This window comes from Actinomycetospora endophytica, from assembly GCF_021026375.1.
GTDB classification, from domain to species: domain Bacteria; phylum Actinomycetota; class Actinomycetes; order Mycobacteriales; family Pseudonocardiaceae; genus Actinomycetospora; species Actinomycetospora endophytica.
In genome coordinates this window covers 211,164-227,930 of the sequence record NZ_JAJNDB010000005.1, presented here as the reverse complement: position 1 = coordinate 227,930, position 16,767 = coordinate 211,164, and the positions used below count along the sequence as shown (strand labels likewise).

Below are 16,767 nucleotides of genomic sequence, written 5' to 3'. Positions count from 1 at the left end.
GAAATGATCGGGTCTGGGGTCGATGACGGCGAAGGTGCGGCTGCTGGCCGTGACGGTGCTCGCGGGGATTCTGGTCGCCGGGATCGCGTTCCCGCTGGTCGGGGGCATCGGGCTCCTCTCCAACCAGGCCGTCGAAGGGGCGCAGGACTCCACTCCGGGCGTCCTGGGTGGCGACATGCCGTCCATCACGACGGTGACCGACGATTCCGGTGCGCCGCTCGCGTACCTGTATGACCAGAATCGTCAGATCGTCCGTTCCGACCAGATCGCCGTGACGATGAAGGCGGCGATCGTCGCCATCGAGGATCGCCGTTTCTTCTCCGAATCCGGACTGGACCCGCGCAGTATCGTGCGCGCGGTCCTCAACAACGGGTCCGGCGGTTCGACCCAGGGTGCATCGACGCTCACCGAGCAGTACGTCAAGAACTACGACGAGTACGTCGCCGCGAAGACCCCGGCCGAGCAGCTCAAGGCCACCGAGGCCACGCTCGGCCGCAAGCTGCGCGAGGCGCGGGTGGCCGAGCAGCTGGACCACTCGCTGTCCAAGGACGAGATCCTCACCCGATACCTGAACGTCGTCTACCTGGGGAATCAGTCGTTCGGCGTCGCCGCGGCCGCCCGGACGTACTTCAACACCACGCCGGACCGGCTCACCGTCCCGCAGGCCGCCATGCTCGCCGGGATGGTTCAGAGCCCGTCGGCGTACGACCCGGTGAACCACCCGCAGGCCGCGACGGGGCGGCGCAACGTCGTCATCGACCAGATGCGCCAGCAGGGCGAGATCAGCCCCCAGCAGGCGGCGGAGGCGCAGGCCGCGCCGCTCGGGGTGCAGGCGCCGCTGCACGGGCTCTCCAACGGCTGCGTCGGCGCCGGCGACGCCGGGTTCTTCTGCAGCTACGTGCTCGACTACCTCGACCAGGCCGGGATCACCCCCGAGCAGCTGCGCTCCGGTGGCTACACCGTGAAGACGACGATGAACCGGGCGGCGATGACGTCGGCCAAGCAGGCGGTGGACGCCCAGGTGCCGCCCACCCAGCCCCACGTCGCCGACACCCTCGCCGTCGTCACCCCGGGTGCGACGTCGCACCCGGTCACGGCACTCGTCGCCAACCGCGGCTACGGGCTCGACGCCTCGCAGGGCCAGACCACCTACGACCTGCCCGTCCAGCCGGAGAATCTCGGCGCCGGGTCGACGTACAAGATCTTCACGTCGGCCACGTACCTCATGGGCGGCGGCGGGATCTCCAACATCATCCCGGTGCCGCCGAGCGGTTACGCGTCGCCGCTGACCCCCGGCTTCGTCGTCGCCAACGACGGCAACTACCCGGGGCAGCTCAGCCTGCAGGACGCGCTCGCGCAGTCACCGAACACCGCGTTCGTCAAGCTCGAGGAGACCACCGGCATCGCCCCGGTCGTCGACATGGCCGTGAAGATGGGCATGACGTCGCTGACGAAGCCGACGTCACCGGGTGGCCCGTCGATCGCCGACACGGTGAAGGCGCAGAACCAGGCGTCGTTCACGCTCGGCGTCGCGCCCACCAGCCCGTTGGAGCTCGCGAACGTCGGCGCCACGCTGGCCTCCCACGGCACCTGGTGCCCGCCGAACCCGATCACCTCCGTCACCGACGCGACCGGTTCCCCGGTGACGATCCCGTCCACGGCGTGCCACCAGGCGGTGCCCGGCCCGCTCGCCGACACCCTGATGACCGGGATGTCCAAGGACGACCAGCCCGGCGGCACGTCCGCGGCGGCGGCGACGGCCGCGGGCTGGAACCGCCCGACGGCGGCGAAGACCGGTACCACCCAGACGTCGGAGTCCGGCGCCTTCGTGGCGGCGACACCACAGCAGTCCGGCGCGTCCATCGTCTTCGACGACTCGTCGAACCCGCGCCCGATCTGCAACGGCTCGCCGCCCACCAGTTGCTCCACCGGCAACCTGTTCGGTGGGAACACCCCGGCGCAGACCTACTACCAGGCGATGACCCAGATCCTCGGCGGCCAACCGGTGCTCCCGCTGCCGGCGACCGACCCCCGGTACGTCACGGGCGGCAACCGTCTCTCGGTCCCGCAGGAGATCGGCCAGCCGATCGACCAGGCCACCTCGGCCCTGCGCGACGCCGGGTTCGTGGTGACGACGTCGTCGGTCGACAGTCGTGCGCCCGCGGGCACGGTGGTCGGGCAGACCCCGGCCGGTGGGAGCGGACAGGCGATCCAGGGGCAGACGATCTCGCTGGTGACGTCCACCGGGAAGGTCGCGGCGCCACCCGCCGCTCCCTCCGGCTGAGGCCGGAAACGATCACTCGGACGAGTGTGATCTCGGCCGCGCCGCTCCTCCGCGCCGACAGCGGACATCGCCGTCGGGGACTCACCCGGACGAGTGAGAATTTCCTGCTCGGCGACACGGGAGGGGCCCCCGACAGTCGGGAAGGCCGCCGTCGTCCCGGGCGGGTCCGACGTGATCGAGCGACGACGCATCGTGAGCGTTCATCGCCTGTTGGAGCCTCGAAACTGGTCCGAACGGAGTAGCAATCACGCGGCGTTGATCGATGCCTGACCGTGAGCGCGCCGACCGGCGCGCCCCGATCAGGAGAGTCGAGGTGACGACCGGTGACGAGCATCCGGCCCACCCCGCCCCGGAGCGCCTCGGCGGCACGGGCCCTGGAGCGCGTCGACGACCACGCGGTCCTGGTGGCGCCACGCCCCGGAGCGGCACCCGATCAGCCCGACCTGTCGACCCGCCGGACCTGGTCACGCGTCGCGATGGCCACCGACCTCGCGATCGTCACCGCGGTCGGCGTCGTCGGCGCCGCGACCCTCCCGTGGTTCGGCGCCGCCCACCCGCTCGACGCCGCGGGCCTCGTCGTCGCGCTGGTCCTGCTGCTCGGCGCCGCGCTCGCGCTCGGACGCTGCTGGGCTCCGGCGGTCGTCTCCTCGGGCGGGCTGGAGTACGCCCGCGTGGTCCACGCCGGGACCGGGGCGCTGCTCGTCCTCGCGCTGACCGAGGTCGCGCTGCGCGACTACCGGCTCCAGCTGGTCACGCTGGTGGTGCTCCCGGTGGCCGTGGTCGCGGTGCTGGCCGGCCGCGGGGCCGCGCGCGTCGTGCGCCACCGCCGGCGCCGCCGCGGGATCGGCCTGGCCACCGTCCTCGCCGTCGGCTCGCCCGAGTCGGTCGCCGACCTCGTCCGGCGCACCCGCCGGGCGCCCGAGCACGGCTGGGTCGTCGTCGCGGCGTGCACCCCGGCCGGGCGCGGTGAGTGCGCGGGCGTGCCGGTCGTCGGGGACCTCGACGCGGCCGCGGACCGGGCCCGGTGGGCCGGGGTCGAGGTGGTCGCCGTCGGCGGGGCCCCCGGATGGACCGGACGGCGCCTGCACGAGCTGGCCTGGGCCCTCGAGGGCAGCGACCTCGACCTCGTCGTCGACCCCGGCCTCATGGAGATCGCCGGACCGCGGCTGCACATGGCGCCGGTCGACGGCCTCCCGATGATCCGGCTGACCCAGCCCACGTTCCGCGGCGCGGGCTGGGTCTGGAAGTCGGTCGTCGACCGCGTGGCGGCGGCCGCGGCCCTCGTCGTGCTCGCCCCCGCCCTGCTCGTGCTCGCCGCCGCGATCGTCCTCGACGACCGCGGACCCGTCTTCTTCCGCCAGGAGCGCGTCGGACGGGACGGGTCCACGTTCGCGATGGTCAAGTTCCGTTCGATGGTGGTCGACGCCGAGGATCGCCGCGCCCACCTGGTCGCGGTCGACGAGGGCAGCGGACCGCTGTTCAAGATGCGCCGCGACCCCCGGGTCACCCGGGTCGGCGCGCTGCTGCGGCGCACCTCGCTGGACGAGCTGCCGCAGCTGTTCAACGTCGTCGCCGGGTCGATGTCGCTGGTCGGGCCCCGGCCGCCGCTGCCGGCGGAGGTCGCGCAGTACGCCGACGACGCCCGCCGTTGGCTCCTCGTCCGCCCCGGGATGACCGGGCTCTGGCAGGTGTCCGGGCGCTCCGACCTCTCGTGGGAGGAGACCGTGCGGCTCGACCTGCGCTACGTCGAGAACTGGTCGCCGGGTCTCGATCTCCACATCCTCGCCCGCACCGTCGCCGCCGTCGTCACCGGCCGCGGCGCGTACTGACCCGCATCCCCGAACAGGAGACCCCGCCATGAAGCGCGCCCTCGTCACCGGCATCACCGGTCAGGACGGCTCCTACCTCGCCGAGCTGCTGCTGGGGAAGGGGTACGAGGTGCACGGCATCGTGCGGCGCTCGTCGACCTTCACCACCGGCCGGATCGAGCACCTCTACCAGGACCCGCACGAGCCCGACCAGCGCCTGGTGCTGCACTACGGCGACCTGACGGACTCGTCGCGGCTGGTGACGTTGATCGAGAAGGTGCGCCCGGACGAGGTGTATCACCTGGCGGCGCAGTCGCACGTGCGCGTGAGCTTCGACGAGCCGGAGTTCACCGGGAACACGACGGGGCTGGGGACCGCGCGGCTGCTCGAGGCGATCCGGATGGTGGGGATCGACACCCGCTACTACCAGGCCTCGAGCTCGGAGATGTTCGGCGCGACCCCGCCGCCGCAGTCCGAGGTGACCCCGTTCTACCCGCGTTCGCCGTACGGGGCGGCGAAGGTCTACGGGTACTGGATGGCGCGGAACTACCGCGAGGCGCACGGCCTGTTCGCGGTGAACGGGATCCTGTTCAACCATGAGTCGCCCCGGCGCGGCGAGACCTTCGTGACCCGCAAGATCGCCCGCGCCGCCGCCCGGATCGCGCTCGGCCTCGAGCAGTACGTCCACCTCGGCAACCTCGACGCGGTCCGTGACTGGGGGTACGCGCCGGAGTACGTCGAAGGGATGTGGCGGATGCTGCAGGCCGACCGTGCCGACGACTACGTGCTCGCGACGGGGACCGCGACCAGCGTCGCGCAGTGGGTCGAGTACTGCTTCGGCCACGTGAATCTCGACTGGCGGCGGGCATGTCCGGTTCGACGAGTCCTACCTGCGCCCCACCGAGGTCGACGCGCTGATCGGCGACGCCTCCAAGGCGCGCGCGGCGCTGGGGTGGGAGGCCCGCACGATGCCCGAGCAGCTTGCGACGATCATGGTCGACGCCGACCTCGCCGAGCACACCGCCCGGACGGTGCGTCCGTCGCGCCCCGTGCCCGCCGCCGGCGTCTGAGGACCCCGTATCGGGTGAATCCCGGGGTCGCGGCGACACGAGGCCCGGCGGCCGCCGTCCCGCGAGAGGTGCCAGGAGTCCCGCACCCACCCCTGGCACGCCCGGCCCGACCGCCAGAGAGGAACCGCCGTGAGCTCACCCCTGCACCCCAGGACCGCCGTCATCACCGGGATCACCGGCCAGGACGGGTCCTACCTCGCGGAACTGCTGGTCGCGAAGGGCTACGAGGTGCACGGCCTGACCCGCCGCGTGTCCTCGGGTGCCACTGCGCGGATCGACCACCTGCTGGCCGACCCGGACGAGGGCCGGCCGGGCCTGGTGCTGCACGAGGGCGACCTGACGGACTCGTCGCGGCTGGTCTCGCTGCTCTCGACGCTGGCGCCCGACGAGATCTACCACCTGGGCGGCCAGTCGGACGTCGCCGCGTCGTTCACCCAGCCCGAGGCGACGGCCGACGCCACCGGCCTCGGCACGATCCGGCTGCTCGAGGCGGTCCGGATGATCGACCTGGACGTCCGGGTGTTCCACGCCGCGTCGGCGCAGATGTTCGGCCCCACCGCGCCGCCGCAGCACGAGGACAGCCCGTTCCACCCGCGCTCGCCCCACGCCCTCGCGAAGGTCACCGGGTACTGGGCGACCCGGGCGGCCCGCGAGGTGTACGGGACGCACGCGGTCAACGGCATCCTGTTCAACCACGAGTCGCCGCGGCGCGCAGGGACCTTCGTGACCCGGCGGATCGCGCGGGCGGCCGCGGGCGTCGCGCTGGGGCAGCGTCGCACCGTGACGCTGGGCAACCTCGACGCGGTCCGCGACTGGGGCTTCGCGCCCGAGTACGTCGAGGGCATGTGGGCGATGCTGCAGGCCGACGAGCCCGCCGACCTCGTCCTCGCCACCGGCACCGCCTACACCGTCGAGGACTTCGCCCGGCTGTGCTTCGCCCACGTCGGGCTCGACTGGACCCGCCACGTCCGGTTCGACGAGCGCCTGGTGCGCCCGGCCGAGGTGGACCGGCTGGTGGGTGACCCGTCGAAGGCCGCGCGCGAGCTCGGCTGGCGGCCCCGGACGTTCGTCCCGGAGCTGGCGCGGATCATGGTCGACGCCGAGCTGTCCGCGCTCGAGGGGCCGGTGTCGGGGCTGACGTCGCTGGCAGGATGACGACCATGGCCGTCACGCACGTCGTCATGTTCACCTGGGTCGACGGGACCACGCCGGAGACCGTCGAGAACCTCCGCTCCCGACTGCAGGACTGGATCGACCGCGGCGAGGGGCTCGACGGGCTCACCGCGTGGTACGCGGGCACCGACCTGGGCCTGGCGGCGGGCAACGCGGAGTTCGCCGTCTCGGGGACCTTCGTCGACCAGCCGGCCTACGAGCGCTACCGGGACCACCCGGAGCACCGGGCGATCATCAGCGAGCACATCGCGCCGCACATCGCGGTGCGCTCGGCGGTGCAGTTCGCGCATTAGCGCGTAGCGCATGTGAGCACTTGTGGTCGCTATGGCGACCACAAGTGCTCACATGGCCGGAGGCTACCTAGGCGGCGCCGGCCGTCGGGGTCGGCTTCGGCCCGTCGGGGAGCCGCGAGCCGCCGCCCCCGCCGCCGGGGCCCTCGTCGTCGGGGCCCTCGTCGGACGATGGTCCGGCGGCCGGGTCGTCCACCCAGATCGAGATGGTGTCGCCCGGGCTCGCGGACGCCCCGGCGCGTGGGCGCTGGTTGGTCACGGTGCTGCGCCCCGCCCCGGTGTGCGCCGCGTTCTGCGGGACGGCCAGGAGACGCGCATCGAGCGCCGCATCGTGGGCGTCGGCCGCGGCGAGCCCGACGAGTTCCGGGACGGAGGTCGTGTCGGTGAGGCTGTCGGCCATGGCCCCGACCGTACCGATACGTGCCCCGGCTCGTGGCCAGTGGCTCCGTCACGCGGCGTATCTCACTGATCGCGAGTAGTTCCCGATTCTGGACGTATCACCCGAATGTCTTAGGACTTGGGCCACATTGTGGACTTAGAGTAACCCCACGCGCGGACGGCCCCCGACGGTACTGGGCCAGCGGATCCCTGGCGGCCGCGTGACCACCACAGCACGTGAGATCCTGGGGGAGTCCCGATGCGCGCCACCTATCGTGTTCTGGCCTATCTGCTCGCTCTCGAGGTCGTGGTGCAGGCCGCGGCGATCGCCTGGGCCGTCTTCGGCCTCTCGACGTGGATCGAGAACGGCGGGGTGCTCGACAAGGCGGGCCTGGAGAGCGACGCGATCGTCTTCGACGGCGTCACCGGCTTCATGGTCCACGGCCTCAACGGCCAGATCATCGTCCCGGCGATCGCGCTCGTGCTGTTCATCGTGTCGTTCTTCGCCCGCTTCCCGCGTGCCGTCGCGTGGGCGGGCGCCGCGCTCGTGACGGTGATCGTCCAGGTCGCGCTGGGGATCTTCTCGCACACGCTCCCCGCGCTCGGCATGCTCCACGGCGCCGTCGCGCTGGTGCTGCTCGTCGTCGCCCTGATCGCGGCGCGCAAGGCCTCCGGTCCGGTGTCGGTCGAGACGAGCACCGACGCCTCGACCGGCGCCCACGCCGCCCAGGTCTGAGCAGAGGCGGGGCGGGAGGACGGTCGTGCTGGGAACGGACGGCGCCCGGCCCTCGGGCGGGCTGCCGCCGCTCGCACCCCCTCCCGCCCCGGTGCGGACCCGGCGTCGGCGGTGGCGGACCCTCGCCGCCGTCGTCGCCGCGGTCGTCGTGCTCGCCCCGATCGCCTGGTTCTGGGCCGCGAGCCTGCCCGCGGGCACCTGGTCCGTCACGGACATGGGCTATCCCGACGACGGCGGCGGGACGCCGGTCATGGCCGACCACGGGTCGATGTCCGGGATGGGCGGGCGGTCGGTCGACTCGCTGCGCCTGCCCGACGGCCCGGCGGACGTCGACGTGACCCTCGTGGCCCGCGCGCAGACGGTGCGGCTCGCGGGCGGACAGGTCGTCACCGGGTACACCCTCAACGGCGTCACCCCGGGACCGGAGATCCGCGCGGTCCAGGGGCAGACGATCCGGGTCCGGCTGGTCAACGCCGACGTCCCGCGCGGGGTGACCCTGCACTGGCACGGGCTCGATGTACCCAACGGCGACGACGGCGTCGCGGGCGTCACCCAGGACGCGGTGCTGCCCGGCGGCCAGTTCGTCTACCGCTTCCGCGTCGATCAGGTGGGCAGCTTCTGGTACCACTCGCACCAGGTCGCCGACGAGCAGGTGCGCGGCGGGCTCTTCGGTCCGCTCGTGGTCGTGCCGCGCGGCACGTCGGCCGCGCCGTCCCCGACCGACGTCACCGCGCTGGTGCACCTCTACGACGGCCGGCGCACGGTCGACGGCGTCGGCGGCGACCTCGCCGTCCCGGCCGCACCGGGCAGCGTCGTGCGGGTGCGGGTGACCAACACCGACAGCGGCCCGATGCGTGCCTGGTCGTCGGCGCCGTACCGGGTGCTCGCCGTCGACGGCACCGACGTCCGCGGGCCGACCCCGGTGATCGGGGCCGCGACGCAGGTGACGGCCGGTGGGCGCGCCGACCTCGAGGTGACCGCGCCGGCGCGGATCGAGCTCGGTGGGTCGGCGGTCGTCGTCGGGAGCCCGACGGCGCCGGCCGCTCCCGCTCCGTCCACGGTGGTCGACCTGCTCGGCTACGGGACACCGACCCCGCTCGACCGCGCCACCCTCGGCTTCGACCCGGCCACCCCGGCGCGCGTCTTCGACTACGCCATCGGTCGGCGGCCGGGCTTCGTCAACGGGGTTCCGGGGCTCTACTGGACGATCAACGGCGGCATGTACCCGGACGTCCCGATGTTCATGGTCCGCGAGGGCGACGTGGTGCGGATGCGCATCAGCAACACCTCCGGCGAGGTCCACCCGATGCACCTGCACGGCCACCACGCGGTGGTCCTCGCGCGCAACGGCGTGCCCGCGACCGGCAGCCCGTGGTGGATGGACTCGCTCGACGTCCCGGACGGCACGACGTTCGACATCGCGTTCGTCGCCGACAACCCGGGCATCTGGATGGACCACTGCCACAACCTCGCCCACCCGGCCCAGGGGCTCGTCGCGCACCTCATGTACGAGGGCGTGACGACGCCGTACCGGGCGGGGGCGGACACGCCGAACGATCCGGAGTAGGCCTTTTCAGCGGCGGCCGGTGAGTGGCCGGCGAGCGAGGTCAGCCGGCCGGCGTCCAGAGGTCACGGGAGATCGCGAGGTCCACCGCCGCGACGCGCACCCGCTCGGCGACCGGCCGACGCCCCGGCGCGGAGCACACGAGCAGGTAGTCGCCGGGCCGCGGCACCGCGAGCGCGTACGAGCCGTCCTCGGCGGTCCGGGCCCGCCCGACCTGGGCACCGTCGGTGGCGTCGATCAACGTCACCGTCGCGGCGGCGGTCGCGGACCCGGCGTCGTTCCCGTCGAGGACCCGCCCGACCAGGCCGCCCTCCACCGGGCGGGCCACCGGGGTCACGGTGCCCGGCTCGCCCCAGGAGTCCTCGGCGGCGCGGGACAGCTCCTGGGTCGCCGGCCCGGACGTGCTCTCGGTGACCGGGACGGCGTGCGGACGACCCGCGGGGACGATCGAGGCACAGACGACCGCGCCGACCACGAAGATGATCGCGGCGACGGTGAACGCCTGGTCGTAGCCGGCGATGGCGGCGGTGCGCGGCGAGGTCCCCGCGACGGCGAGCGCGGCCGCGGTGGCCGTGCCCGCGATCGAGGACAGCAGCGCGGTCCCGACCGACCCGCCGACCTGCTGCATCGTGTTCACCGTCGCCGACGCCACGCCCGCGTCGGCGCGGTCGACGCCGAGCGTGGCGGTGTTGATCGAGGTCGACATCGCGGTGCCCATGCCGAGCCCCATGAGGATCAGCGGGCCGAGGACGCTGCCCGCGTAGGTCGACTCCGGGGTCAGGAACGAGAACCAGAACAGCGCACCCGCCCCGAGGAGCAGGCCCACGAAGATCAGCGGCTTGGGGCCGATCCGCGGGAGCAGCAGCGCGGGCATCGTCGTCGAGACCGACATGATCGAGGCGACCATCGGCAGCATCGCGACCCCGGTCAGCACCGGCGAGAGCCCGAGGTACTCCTGCAGCACGTAGGCGAGGAAGAGCGTCACGCCGAACATGCCGGTGGTGAGCACGAGGATCGTCAGGTAGGAGCCGCCGCGGTGGCGGTCGAGCAGCACCCGCAGCGGCAAGAGCGGCGCCGAGACCAGGCGTTGGATCACGACGAATGCCGTGAGCAGGACGACGCCGCCGGCGAGGAAGGCGTAGACGACGCCGGACGTCCAGCCGTCGGTCTCCGCCGTCGCGAACCCGAAGACGATGCAGAACAGGCCGCCGGACGCGGTGAGGGTGCCCCAGATGTCGAGGCGCGGGCGGTTCTCGGACGGGTGCGCCGGCAGCAGGATCAGCGCGCCCACGAGCGCGACGACCGCGAAGACGACGTTGACGTACATGCACCAGCGCCAGTCGAAGTACTCGGTGAGCGTGCCGCCGAGCAGCAGCCCGATCGCCGCGCCCGACCCGGCGAGCGCGGAGAACACGCCGAACGCGCGGGCGCGATCGCGTCCGGCGGGGAACGTCGTCGTCAGCAGCGACAGCGCGGCGGGCGCGAGCACGGCGCCGAACGCCCCCTGCAGCGCGCGGGCTCCGACGAGCAGCCCGAACCCGGGCGCGAGCCCGCCCAGCACGGAGGCCGCGGCGAACCCGACGAGCCCGACGACGAAGGCGGCCTTGCGTCCGAACAGGTCGGAGAGCCGCCCGCCGAGCAGCAGCAGGCTGCCGAACGCCAGGGCGTAGGCCGTGACCACCCACTGCCGCTGCGCGTCGGAGAACCCGAGGTCCGCCTGCGCGGAGGGCAGCGCGATGTTCACGATGGAGTTGTCGAGGATGACCATCAGCTGGGCCACACCGATGACGGCGAGGATCCACCAACGCGCGCGGGCGAGCGAAGCGACGGGGGACTCGGCCTGGGATTGGCTCACGGCACCGAACGCTACGACCTGAAGTGCACTCCACGTCCAGTGTGATCCATCCCGCCCGGGCTCCGGGAATAGCCGGGCCCGCCGCAACACCGCTGCAACCCTTGCCGCACACGCCCGCGCGCGTGACGGTGGTCACCGGTTCACACGGGGCCCGTTCCCGGGCCCCGCACGAGGAGAAAGAGGTGCGCCGTGACCCAGACCCTGGACCGTCCCGGGAGCGACGTGGGTGATCGCGTCGCGTCGTGGGTGTCGGCGTTCCAGGACGCCCTGACCGCGCGGGACGTCGATCGCGCGGTCTCGCTCTTCGCGAGCGAGTGCTACTGGCGCGACCTGGTCGCGTTCACCTGGAACCTCAAGACCGTCGAGGGCACCGACCAGGTCGCCGACCTGCTGACCACGGTGCTCGACAACGTCGACCCGACGAACTTCGCCGTCAGCGGCGAGGCCACCAGCGCCGACGGCGTGGACGACGCCTGGCTGACCTTCGAGACCGCGGTGGGCCGGGGGACCGGCCACGTCCGGCTCGTCGACGGCAAGGCGTGGACGCTGCTCACCACCCTCGACGAGCTCAAGGGCCACGAGGAGAACCAGCGCGAGAACCGGCCGTTCGGCACCGAGCACGGCGCGAACCCCGACCGCGAGACGTGGAAGGAAGGACGGGAGCGCGAGGCCGAGGAGCTCGGGTACTCCCGCCAGCCCGAGGTCGTCATCATCGGCGGCGGGCAGGGCGGCATCGCGCTCTCGGCGCGGCTGCGACAGCTGGGCGTCGAGGCCATCGTCGTCGAGAAGAACGAGCGCCCCGGCGACTCCTGGCGCAAGCGCTACAAGAGCCTCGCCCTGCACGACCCGGTCTGGTACGACCACCTGCCCTACATCCCGTTCCCGGACAACTGGCCGGTGTTCGCCCCCAAGGACAAGATCGCCGACTGGCTCGAGATGTACGCGCGCGTCATGGAGATCAACTACTGGGGTTCGACGACGGCGGAGTCGGCGGAGTTCGACGAGGCCGAGGGCCGCTGGACCGTGACGGTGCAGCGCGACCGCGGGAACGGCCCCGAGGAGGTCGTGCTCCGCCCGCGTCAGGTGGTCTTCGCGATGGGGGTCTCCGGCAAGCCGAACAAGGTCGAGTTCCCCGGGATGGACCGCTTCCGCGGCGTCGTCCAGCACTCGTCCGAGCACGCCGGGCCCCAGGGCTACGAGGGCAAGAAGATCGTCGTCGTCGGGTCCAACAACTCCGCGTTCGACATCTGCGGGGCGGCCTGGGAGGCGGGCGCCGACGTCACGATGGTGCAGCGCTCCTCGACGCACATCATCAAGTCGGACTCGCTGATGGAGCTCGCGCTCGGCGGGCTGTACTCGGAGGAGGCGGTGAAGGCCGGCGTCACCACGCGCACCGCCGACCTGACGTTCGCCTCGCTGCCCTACCGGATCATGGCCGGGTTCCAGAAGCCCGCCTACGACGAGGCCCAGGTCCGCGACGCCGACTTCTACCAGCGGCTGCGCGACGCCGGGTTCGACCTCGACTTCGGCGACGACGAGTCCGGCCTGTTCATGAAGTACCTGCGCCGCGGCTCGGGCTACTACATCGACGTGGGCGCCGCTGACCTCGTGGCGGACGGCCGGGTGAAGCTCGCGAAGGGGCAGGTCGCCGAGTTCACCGAGAACGGGGTGCGCCTCGACGACGGCACCGAGCTCGAGGCCGACCTCGTGGTCCTCGCGACCGGGTACCGCTCGATGATCACTTCGGTCGCCGACATCATCGGGTCGGACATGGCGGAGCGGGTCGGGAAGGTGTGGGGCCTCGGGTCGGACACCACGAAGGACCCCGGCCCGTGGGAGGGCGAGCAGCGCAACATGTGGAAGCCCACCCAGCAGCAGAACCTCTGGTTCCACGGCGGCAACCTGCACCAGAGCCGCCACTACTCGCTCTACCTGGCGCTGCAGCTCAAGGCCCGCCAGGAGGGCATCGACACCCCGGTGTACGCGCTGCAGGCGTCGCACCACGCGGAGTAGGCGCGGCCTCGTTCTGAGCGAAGGGCACCTTCGGTCGGCTGGACCGGCGAAGGGCACCCTCCGCCAGAACCGGGCGGCCCGGCACGAACTGACCGAAGGGCACCTTCGCTCGATCTGTTCGAGCGAAGGTGCCCTTCGCTCGGAAACGGCCGGGTTCCGTCCACCGGGTCCCGACGGCGGGTGCGGGGCGCCCGTCGTCGGGGTAGGCAGGACCCATGGAGTACACGAAGCTCGGCTCGACCGGCCTGGACGTCTCGCGGATCTGCCTCGGCGCCATGAGCTACGGCGAGCCGAACGACCGCTGGCCGTGGGCGCTGCCCGCCGACGACGCCAAGCCCTTCTTCTCCGCCGCCCTCGACGCGGGGATCAACTTCTTCGACACCGCCGATGTCTACTCCCAGGGGACCTCCGAGGAGATCACCGGACGCTGGCTGAACGAGATGGCGGACCGCGACGAGGTCGTCGTCGCCACCAAGGTCTTCAACCGGATGCGTCCCGGACCCAACGGCGCCGGGCTCTCGCGCAAGGCGATCATGACCGGGATCGACCACTCGCTGTCGCGCCTCGGCATGGACTACGTCGACCTGTACCAGATCCACCGCTTCGACTACGAGACGCCGCTGGAGGAGACGCTCGAGGCGCTCCACGACGTCGTGAAGTCCGGCAAGGCGCGCTACATCGGGGCGTCGTCGATGTTCGCCTGGCAGTTCGCGAAGGCGCTGCACCTGCAGGACGCGAACGGCTGGGCGCGGTTCGTGACGATGCAGGACCACTACAACCTGCTCTACCGCGAGGAGGAGCGGGAGATGCTCCCGCTCTGCGCCGACGAGGGCATCGGGTCGATCCCGTGGAGCCCGCTGGCCCGCGGCAAGCTCACCCGCGACTGGGACGAGACGACGAACCGCGGCGAGACCGACGAGTTCGGCAAGACGCTCTACCAGGACTCCGACCGGCACATCGTCGAGAAGGTCGCCGAGATCGCCGACAAGCGCGGGGCCAGCCGGGCGCAGGTCGCGCTCGCGTGGGTCCTGGCCAACCCCGTCGTCGACTCGCCGATCATCGGCGCCACGAAGCTCGAGCACCTCACCGACGCCGTCGCCGCGGTCGACCTCGAGCTCGACGAGCGCGAGCTGACCGAGCTCGGCGAGACCTATGCGCCGCGGGGGATCGCCGGGCATCGTTAGGAGGTGCCTGCGGCTCGTGAGTACTTGTGGTCGCCATAGCCACCACAAGTACTCACGGGCGCGGAGCGCACCTGGGAGAGGGGGCACGTCATGGGCCACGTGATCGTCGGGGGCGGGCTGGCCGGAGCCAGGGCCGCCGAGGCGCTGCGCGAGGGCGGCTACCGGGACCCGGTGGTGCTGCTCGCCGGCGAGGGCCACCGGCCCTACGACCGGCCGCCGCTGTCGAAGGAGTACCTCCAGGGCTCCGCCGACGAGGGCTCGGTCTGGGTCCACCCGGCCGACTGGTACCGCGAGCACGACGTCGAGCTCCGGCTCGGCACCGCGGTCAGCGGGATCGACCGCGCGGCCGCCGAGGTGATCCTCGCCGACGGCCGCCGCGTCGCCTACGACCGCCTCCTGCTCGCCACCGGATCGTCGCCACGGCGGCTGCCCGTGCCCGGCGCCCAGCTCGACCGGGTGCATCACCTGCGGACCCTCGACGACAGCGCGAGTCTCCGGGCGGCGATCAGTGCTGCCGCGCGGGTCGCCGTCGTTGGGGCCGGGTGGATCGGGATGGAGGTGACCGCGGCCGCCCGGATCGCCGGCGCCGAGGTGACGGTGCTCGAGGCGGCGGAGGCCCCGCTGCTGGCCGCGCTCGGGCCGAAGATCGCCGAGGTGTTCGCCGGCCTGCACCGCGAGCACGGCGTGGACCTGCGGTTCGGCGTCCAGGTCACCGAGATCGTCGGCGACGACGGGGCCGCCACCGGGGTCCGCCTCGCGGACGGCGGTGTCGTCGAGGCCGACCTCGTGCTGGTCGCGATCGGCGCGGCACCGAACATCGGGCTGGCCGTGAGCGCCGGGCTCGACGTGGACGACGGCGTCGTCGTCGACGAGCGGCTGCGCACCAGCGACCCGCGCATCCACGCCGCGGGCGACGTCGCGAACATCCCGTACCGGGCGCTCGGACGGCGGCTGCGCGTCGAGCACTGGGCGACGGCGTACTACAGCGGCCCCGCGGCCGGCGCGGCGATGCTCGACGCCGAGGGCCCGGGCTACGACCAGCTGCCGTACTTCTACACCGACCAGTACGACCTCGGCATGGAGTACACCGGCTACGTCGACCAGTCCGAGCCGGTCGACCTCGTGATCCGCGGTGACCTGGTCGGGCGCGAGTTCATCGCCTTCTGGCTCCGCGAGGGACGGCTCGTGGCGGGGATGAACGTCAACGTCTGGGACGTCACCGAGGACATCGAACGGCTCATCCGGTCCGGCGCCGTGATCGACGCCGAGCGCCTCGCCGATCCCGAGATCCCCCTGAGCGAGATCAAGTAGTCAGGAACTCGGCGGCAGGCTGACCACCTGCGAGGCGAACGTCAGTCCCGCGCCGAAGCCGAGCAGCAGCGCGTGGTCGCCGGGTCGGGCGCCACCGGACTCGAGCAGCGCGTGCATCGCGAGCGGCACCGACGCGGCCGAGGTGTTCCCGGTGGTCTCGACGTCGCGCGCCACCGCGACGTGCTCCGGCAGCCCCAGGGCGCGGACCAGTCCGTCGGTGATCCGCGCGTTGGCCTGGTGCGGCACGAACGCGTCGAGCTGCTCGGCCTTCATCCCGGCCTGGTCGAGGGCCTGCTGGGCGAGCGGCGGCATCACCGTCGTGGCCCACCGGAACACCGCCGGGCCCTGCATGCGCAGCGCGGGCATGCGGTCGTCGACGCCGCGGGCGTGCTCGATGAACGACGGCGACTGCACGATCAGCTCGGCCTGCCCGCCGTCCGCGCCCCACGCCACCGGGCCGATCCCCGGCGTCGCGGCGGACCCGACGACGGCCGCGCCGGCCCCGTCGCCGAACAGGAACGCGGTCGAGCGGTCGGTGCGGTCGACGATGTCGGTCATCCGCTCCACGCCGACCACCAGCACGACGCCGTGCCCCGCGCCGACCATCGCGCCCGCCAGCTCGAGCGCATAGCAGAACCCCGCACAGGCCGCCCCGAGATCCATCGCCGGGCCGTGGACCGCGCCGATCTCGTGCGCGACCCGCGTCGCGACCTGCGGGCACGCGGTGTCCGAGGACATCGTCGCGACGAGCGTGGCGGCGACGTCCCCGGCGCCGACCCCGGCCGCGGCGAGCGCGTCCCGCGCGGCGGCGGAGGCCATGGCGACGACGGTCTCGTCGGGCTCGGCGAAGCGCCGGGCCCGGATGCCGGACCGGGCGTGCACCCAGTCGGCGTCGACCTCGAGGTACTCGCACACCTCGTCGTTGGTGACGGTCCGCCGCGGGCGGTAGGCGCCGAGGCCGAGCATCGTCGCGGGGTGGCCGGCGGCCAGAGCCGTGGGATGCGGTGCGGTGGGATGACCCAAGGGGTGCCTCGCGAGCGCTGGGAACGGGCGGAACCCCTACCGTCGCGCGACTTCGCGGTTACTCGGAAGTCCTACTAT

Annotated in this window: 12 protein-coding genes and 1 pseudogene; 10 read left to right on the top strand and 3 right to left on the bottom strand. The window is 72.7% G+C overall.

Translation table 11 applies throughout. The features are described from left to right. The first annotated feature begins 22 nt into the window (after nucleotides 1-22). From LQ327_RS22050 to LQ327_RS22030, 5 genes and pseudogenes are all read left to right on the top strand, one after another. On the top strand, nucleotides 23-2,284 hold the full coding sequence (locus tag LQ327_RS22050) for a penicillin-binding protein (protein WP_230737915.1): 2,262 nt from the start codon (nucleotides 23-25) through the stop codon (nucleotides 2,282-2,284). 323 nt (nucleotides 2,285-2,607) lie between these two features. Then, nucleotides 2,608-4,113 (top strand): sugar transferase, encoded by a 1,506-nt coding sequence (locus LQ327_RS22045; RefSeq protein WP_230737914.1) that lies wholly within the window; start codon nucleotides 2,608-2,610, stop codon nucleotides 4,111-4,113. A 28-nt stretch (nucleotides 4,114-4,141) separates the two neighbouring features. Next, nucleotides 4,142-5,162, top strand: a pseudogene (gene gmd, locus LQ327_RS22040) (GDP-mannose 4,6-dehydratase). 129 nt (nucleotides 5,163-5,291) lie between these two features. Next, the gene (locus LQ327_RS22035) at nucleotides 5,292-6,317 is read left to right on the top strand and encodes a GDP-mannose 4,6-dehydratase (RefSeq protein ID WP_230737913.1); all 1,026 of its coding nucleotides are present in this window, start codon (nucleotides 5,292-5,294) and stop codon (nucleotides 6,315-6,317) included. A 5-nt stretch (nucleotides 6,318-6,322) separates the two neighbouring features. Further along, complete coding sequence (locus LQ327_RS22030) at nucleotides 6,323-6,628, top strand: Dabb family protein (protein WP_230737912.1); 306 nt, start codon at nucleotides 6,323-6,325, stop codon at nucleotides 6,626-6,628. 67 nt (nucleotides 6,629-6,695) lie between these two features. On the opposite strand, the gene LQ327_RS22025 is transcribed toward LQ327_RS22030, so the two are convergent. Beyond that, nucleotides 6,696-7,025 (bottom strand): PASTA domain-containing protein, encoded by a 330-nt coding sequence (locus LQ327_RS22025; RefSeq protein ID WP_230737911.1) that lies wholly within the window; start codon nucleotides 7,023-7,025, stop codon nucleotides 6,696-6,698. Nucleotides 7,026-7,262: 237 nt separating this feature from the next. Between LQ327_RS22025 and LQ327_RS22020 the strand changes: the two genes are divergently transcribed. Both LQ327_RS22020 and LQ327_RS22015 read left to right on the top strand, forming a co-directional pair. Further along, nucleotides 7,263-7,739, top strand: coding sequence for a DUF6220 domain-containing protein (locus tag LQ327_RS22020; protein WP_230737910.1), 477 nt, complete (start codon nucleotides 7,263-7,265; stop codon nucleotides 7,737-7,739). 25 nt (nucleotides 7,740-7,764) lie between these two features. Further along, a complete protein-coding gene (locus LQ327_RS22015) occupies nucleotides 7,765-9,306 on the top strand; it encodes a multicopper oxidase family protein (protein ID WP_230737909.1) in 1,542 nt (513 codons plus the stop codon). A 40-nt stretch (nucleotides 9,307-9,346) separates the two neighbouring features. Here LQ327_RS22015 and LQ327_RS22010 read toward each other — a convergent pair whose 3' ends face one another. Next, on the bottom strand, nucleotides 9,347-11,158 hold the full coding sequence (locus LQ327_RS22010) for an MFS transporter (protein ID WP_230737908.1): 1,812 nt from the start codon (nucleotides 11,156-11,158) through the stop codon (nucleotides 9,347-9,349). A gap of 189 nt (nucleotides 11,159-11,347) precedes the next feature. On the opposite strand from LQ327_RS22010, the gene LQ327_RS22005 reads away from it, so the two are divergent. The 3 genes from LQ327_RS22005 to LQ327_RS21995 all read left to right on the top strand — a co-directional run bounded on the left by LQ327_RS22005 (nucleotide 11,348) and on the right by LQ327_RS21995 (nucleotide 15,666). Continuing rightward, complete coding sequence (locus LQ327_RS22005; RefSeq protein ID WP_230737907.1) at nucleotides 11,348-13,171, top strand: NAD(P)/FAD-dependent oxidoreductase; 1,824 nt, start codon at nucleotides 11,348-11,350, stop codon at nucleotides 13,169-13,171. 215 nt (nucleotides 13,172-13,386) lie between these two features. Further along, the gene (locus LQ327_RS22000; RefSeq protein WP_230737906.1) at nucleotides 13,387-14,355 is read left to right on the top strand and encodes an aldo/keto reductase; all 969 of its coding nucleotides are present in this window, start codon (nucleotides 13,387-13,389) and stop codon (nucleotides 14,353-14,355) included. Nucleotides 14,356-14,445: 90 nt separating this feature from the next. After that, nucleotides 14,446-15,666 (top strand): NAD(P)/FAD-dependent oxidoreductase, encoded by a 1,221-nt coding sequence (locus LQ327_RS21995; protein ID WP_230737905.1) that lies wholly within the window; start codon nucleotides 14,446-14,448, stop codon nucleotides 15,664-15,666. Here the strand turns inward: LQ327_RS21995 and LQ327_RS21990 are convergent, their stop codons facing one another. Further along, a complete protein-coding gene (locus tag LQ327_RS21990) occupies nucleotides 15,667-16,689 on the bottom strand; it encodes a beta-ketoacyl-ACP synthase 3 (RefSeq protein WP_230737904.1) in 1,023 nt (340 codons plus the stop codon). Nucleotides 16,690-16,767: the final 78 nt, after the last annotated feature.

Bases quoted from the DNA above. Each gene is read 5' to 3' on its own strand.
- LQ327_RS22050 (WP_230737915.1), top strand. From the start codon at position 23: ATGACGGCGAAGGTGCGGCTGCTGGCCGTGACGGTGCTCGCGGGGATT.
- LQ327_RS22030 (WP_230737912.1), top strand. From the start codon at position 6,323: ATGGCCGTCACGCACGTCGTCATGTTCACCTGGGTCGACGGGACCACG.
- LQ327_RS22025 (WP_230737911.1), bottom strand. From the start codon at position 7,025: ATGGCCGACAGCCTCACCGACACGACCTCCGTCCCGGAACTCGTCGGG.
- LQ327_RS22020 (WP_230737910.1), top strand. From the start codon at position 7,263: ATGCGCGCCACCTATCGTGTTCTGGCCTATCTGCTCGCTCTCGAGGTC.
- LQ327_RS22000 (WP_230737906.1), top strand. From the start codon at position 13,387: ATGGAGTACACGAAGCTCGGCTCGACCGGCCTGGACGTCTCGCGGATC.
- LQ327_RS21995 (WP_230737905.1), top strand. From the start codon at position 14,446: ATGGGCCACGTGATCGTCGGGGGCGGGCTGGCCGGAGCCAGGGCCGCC.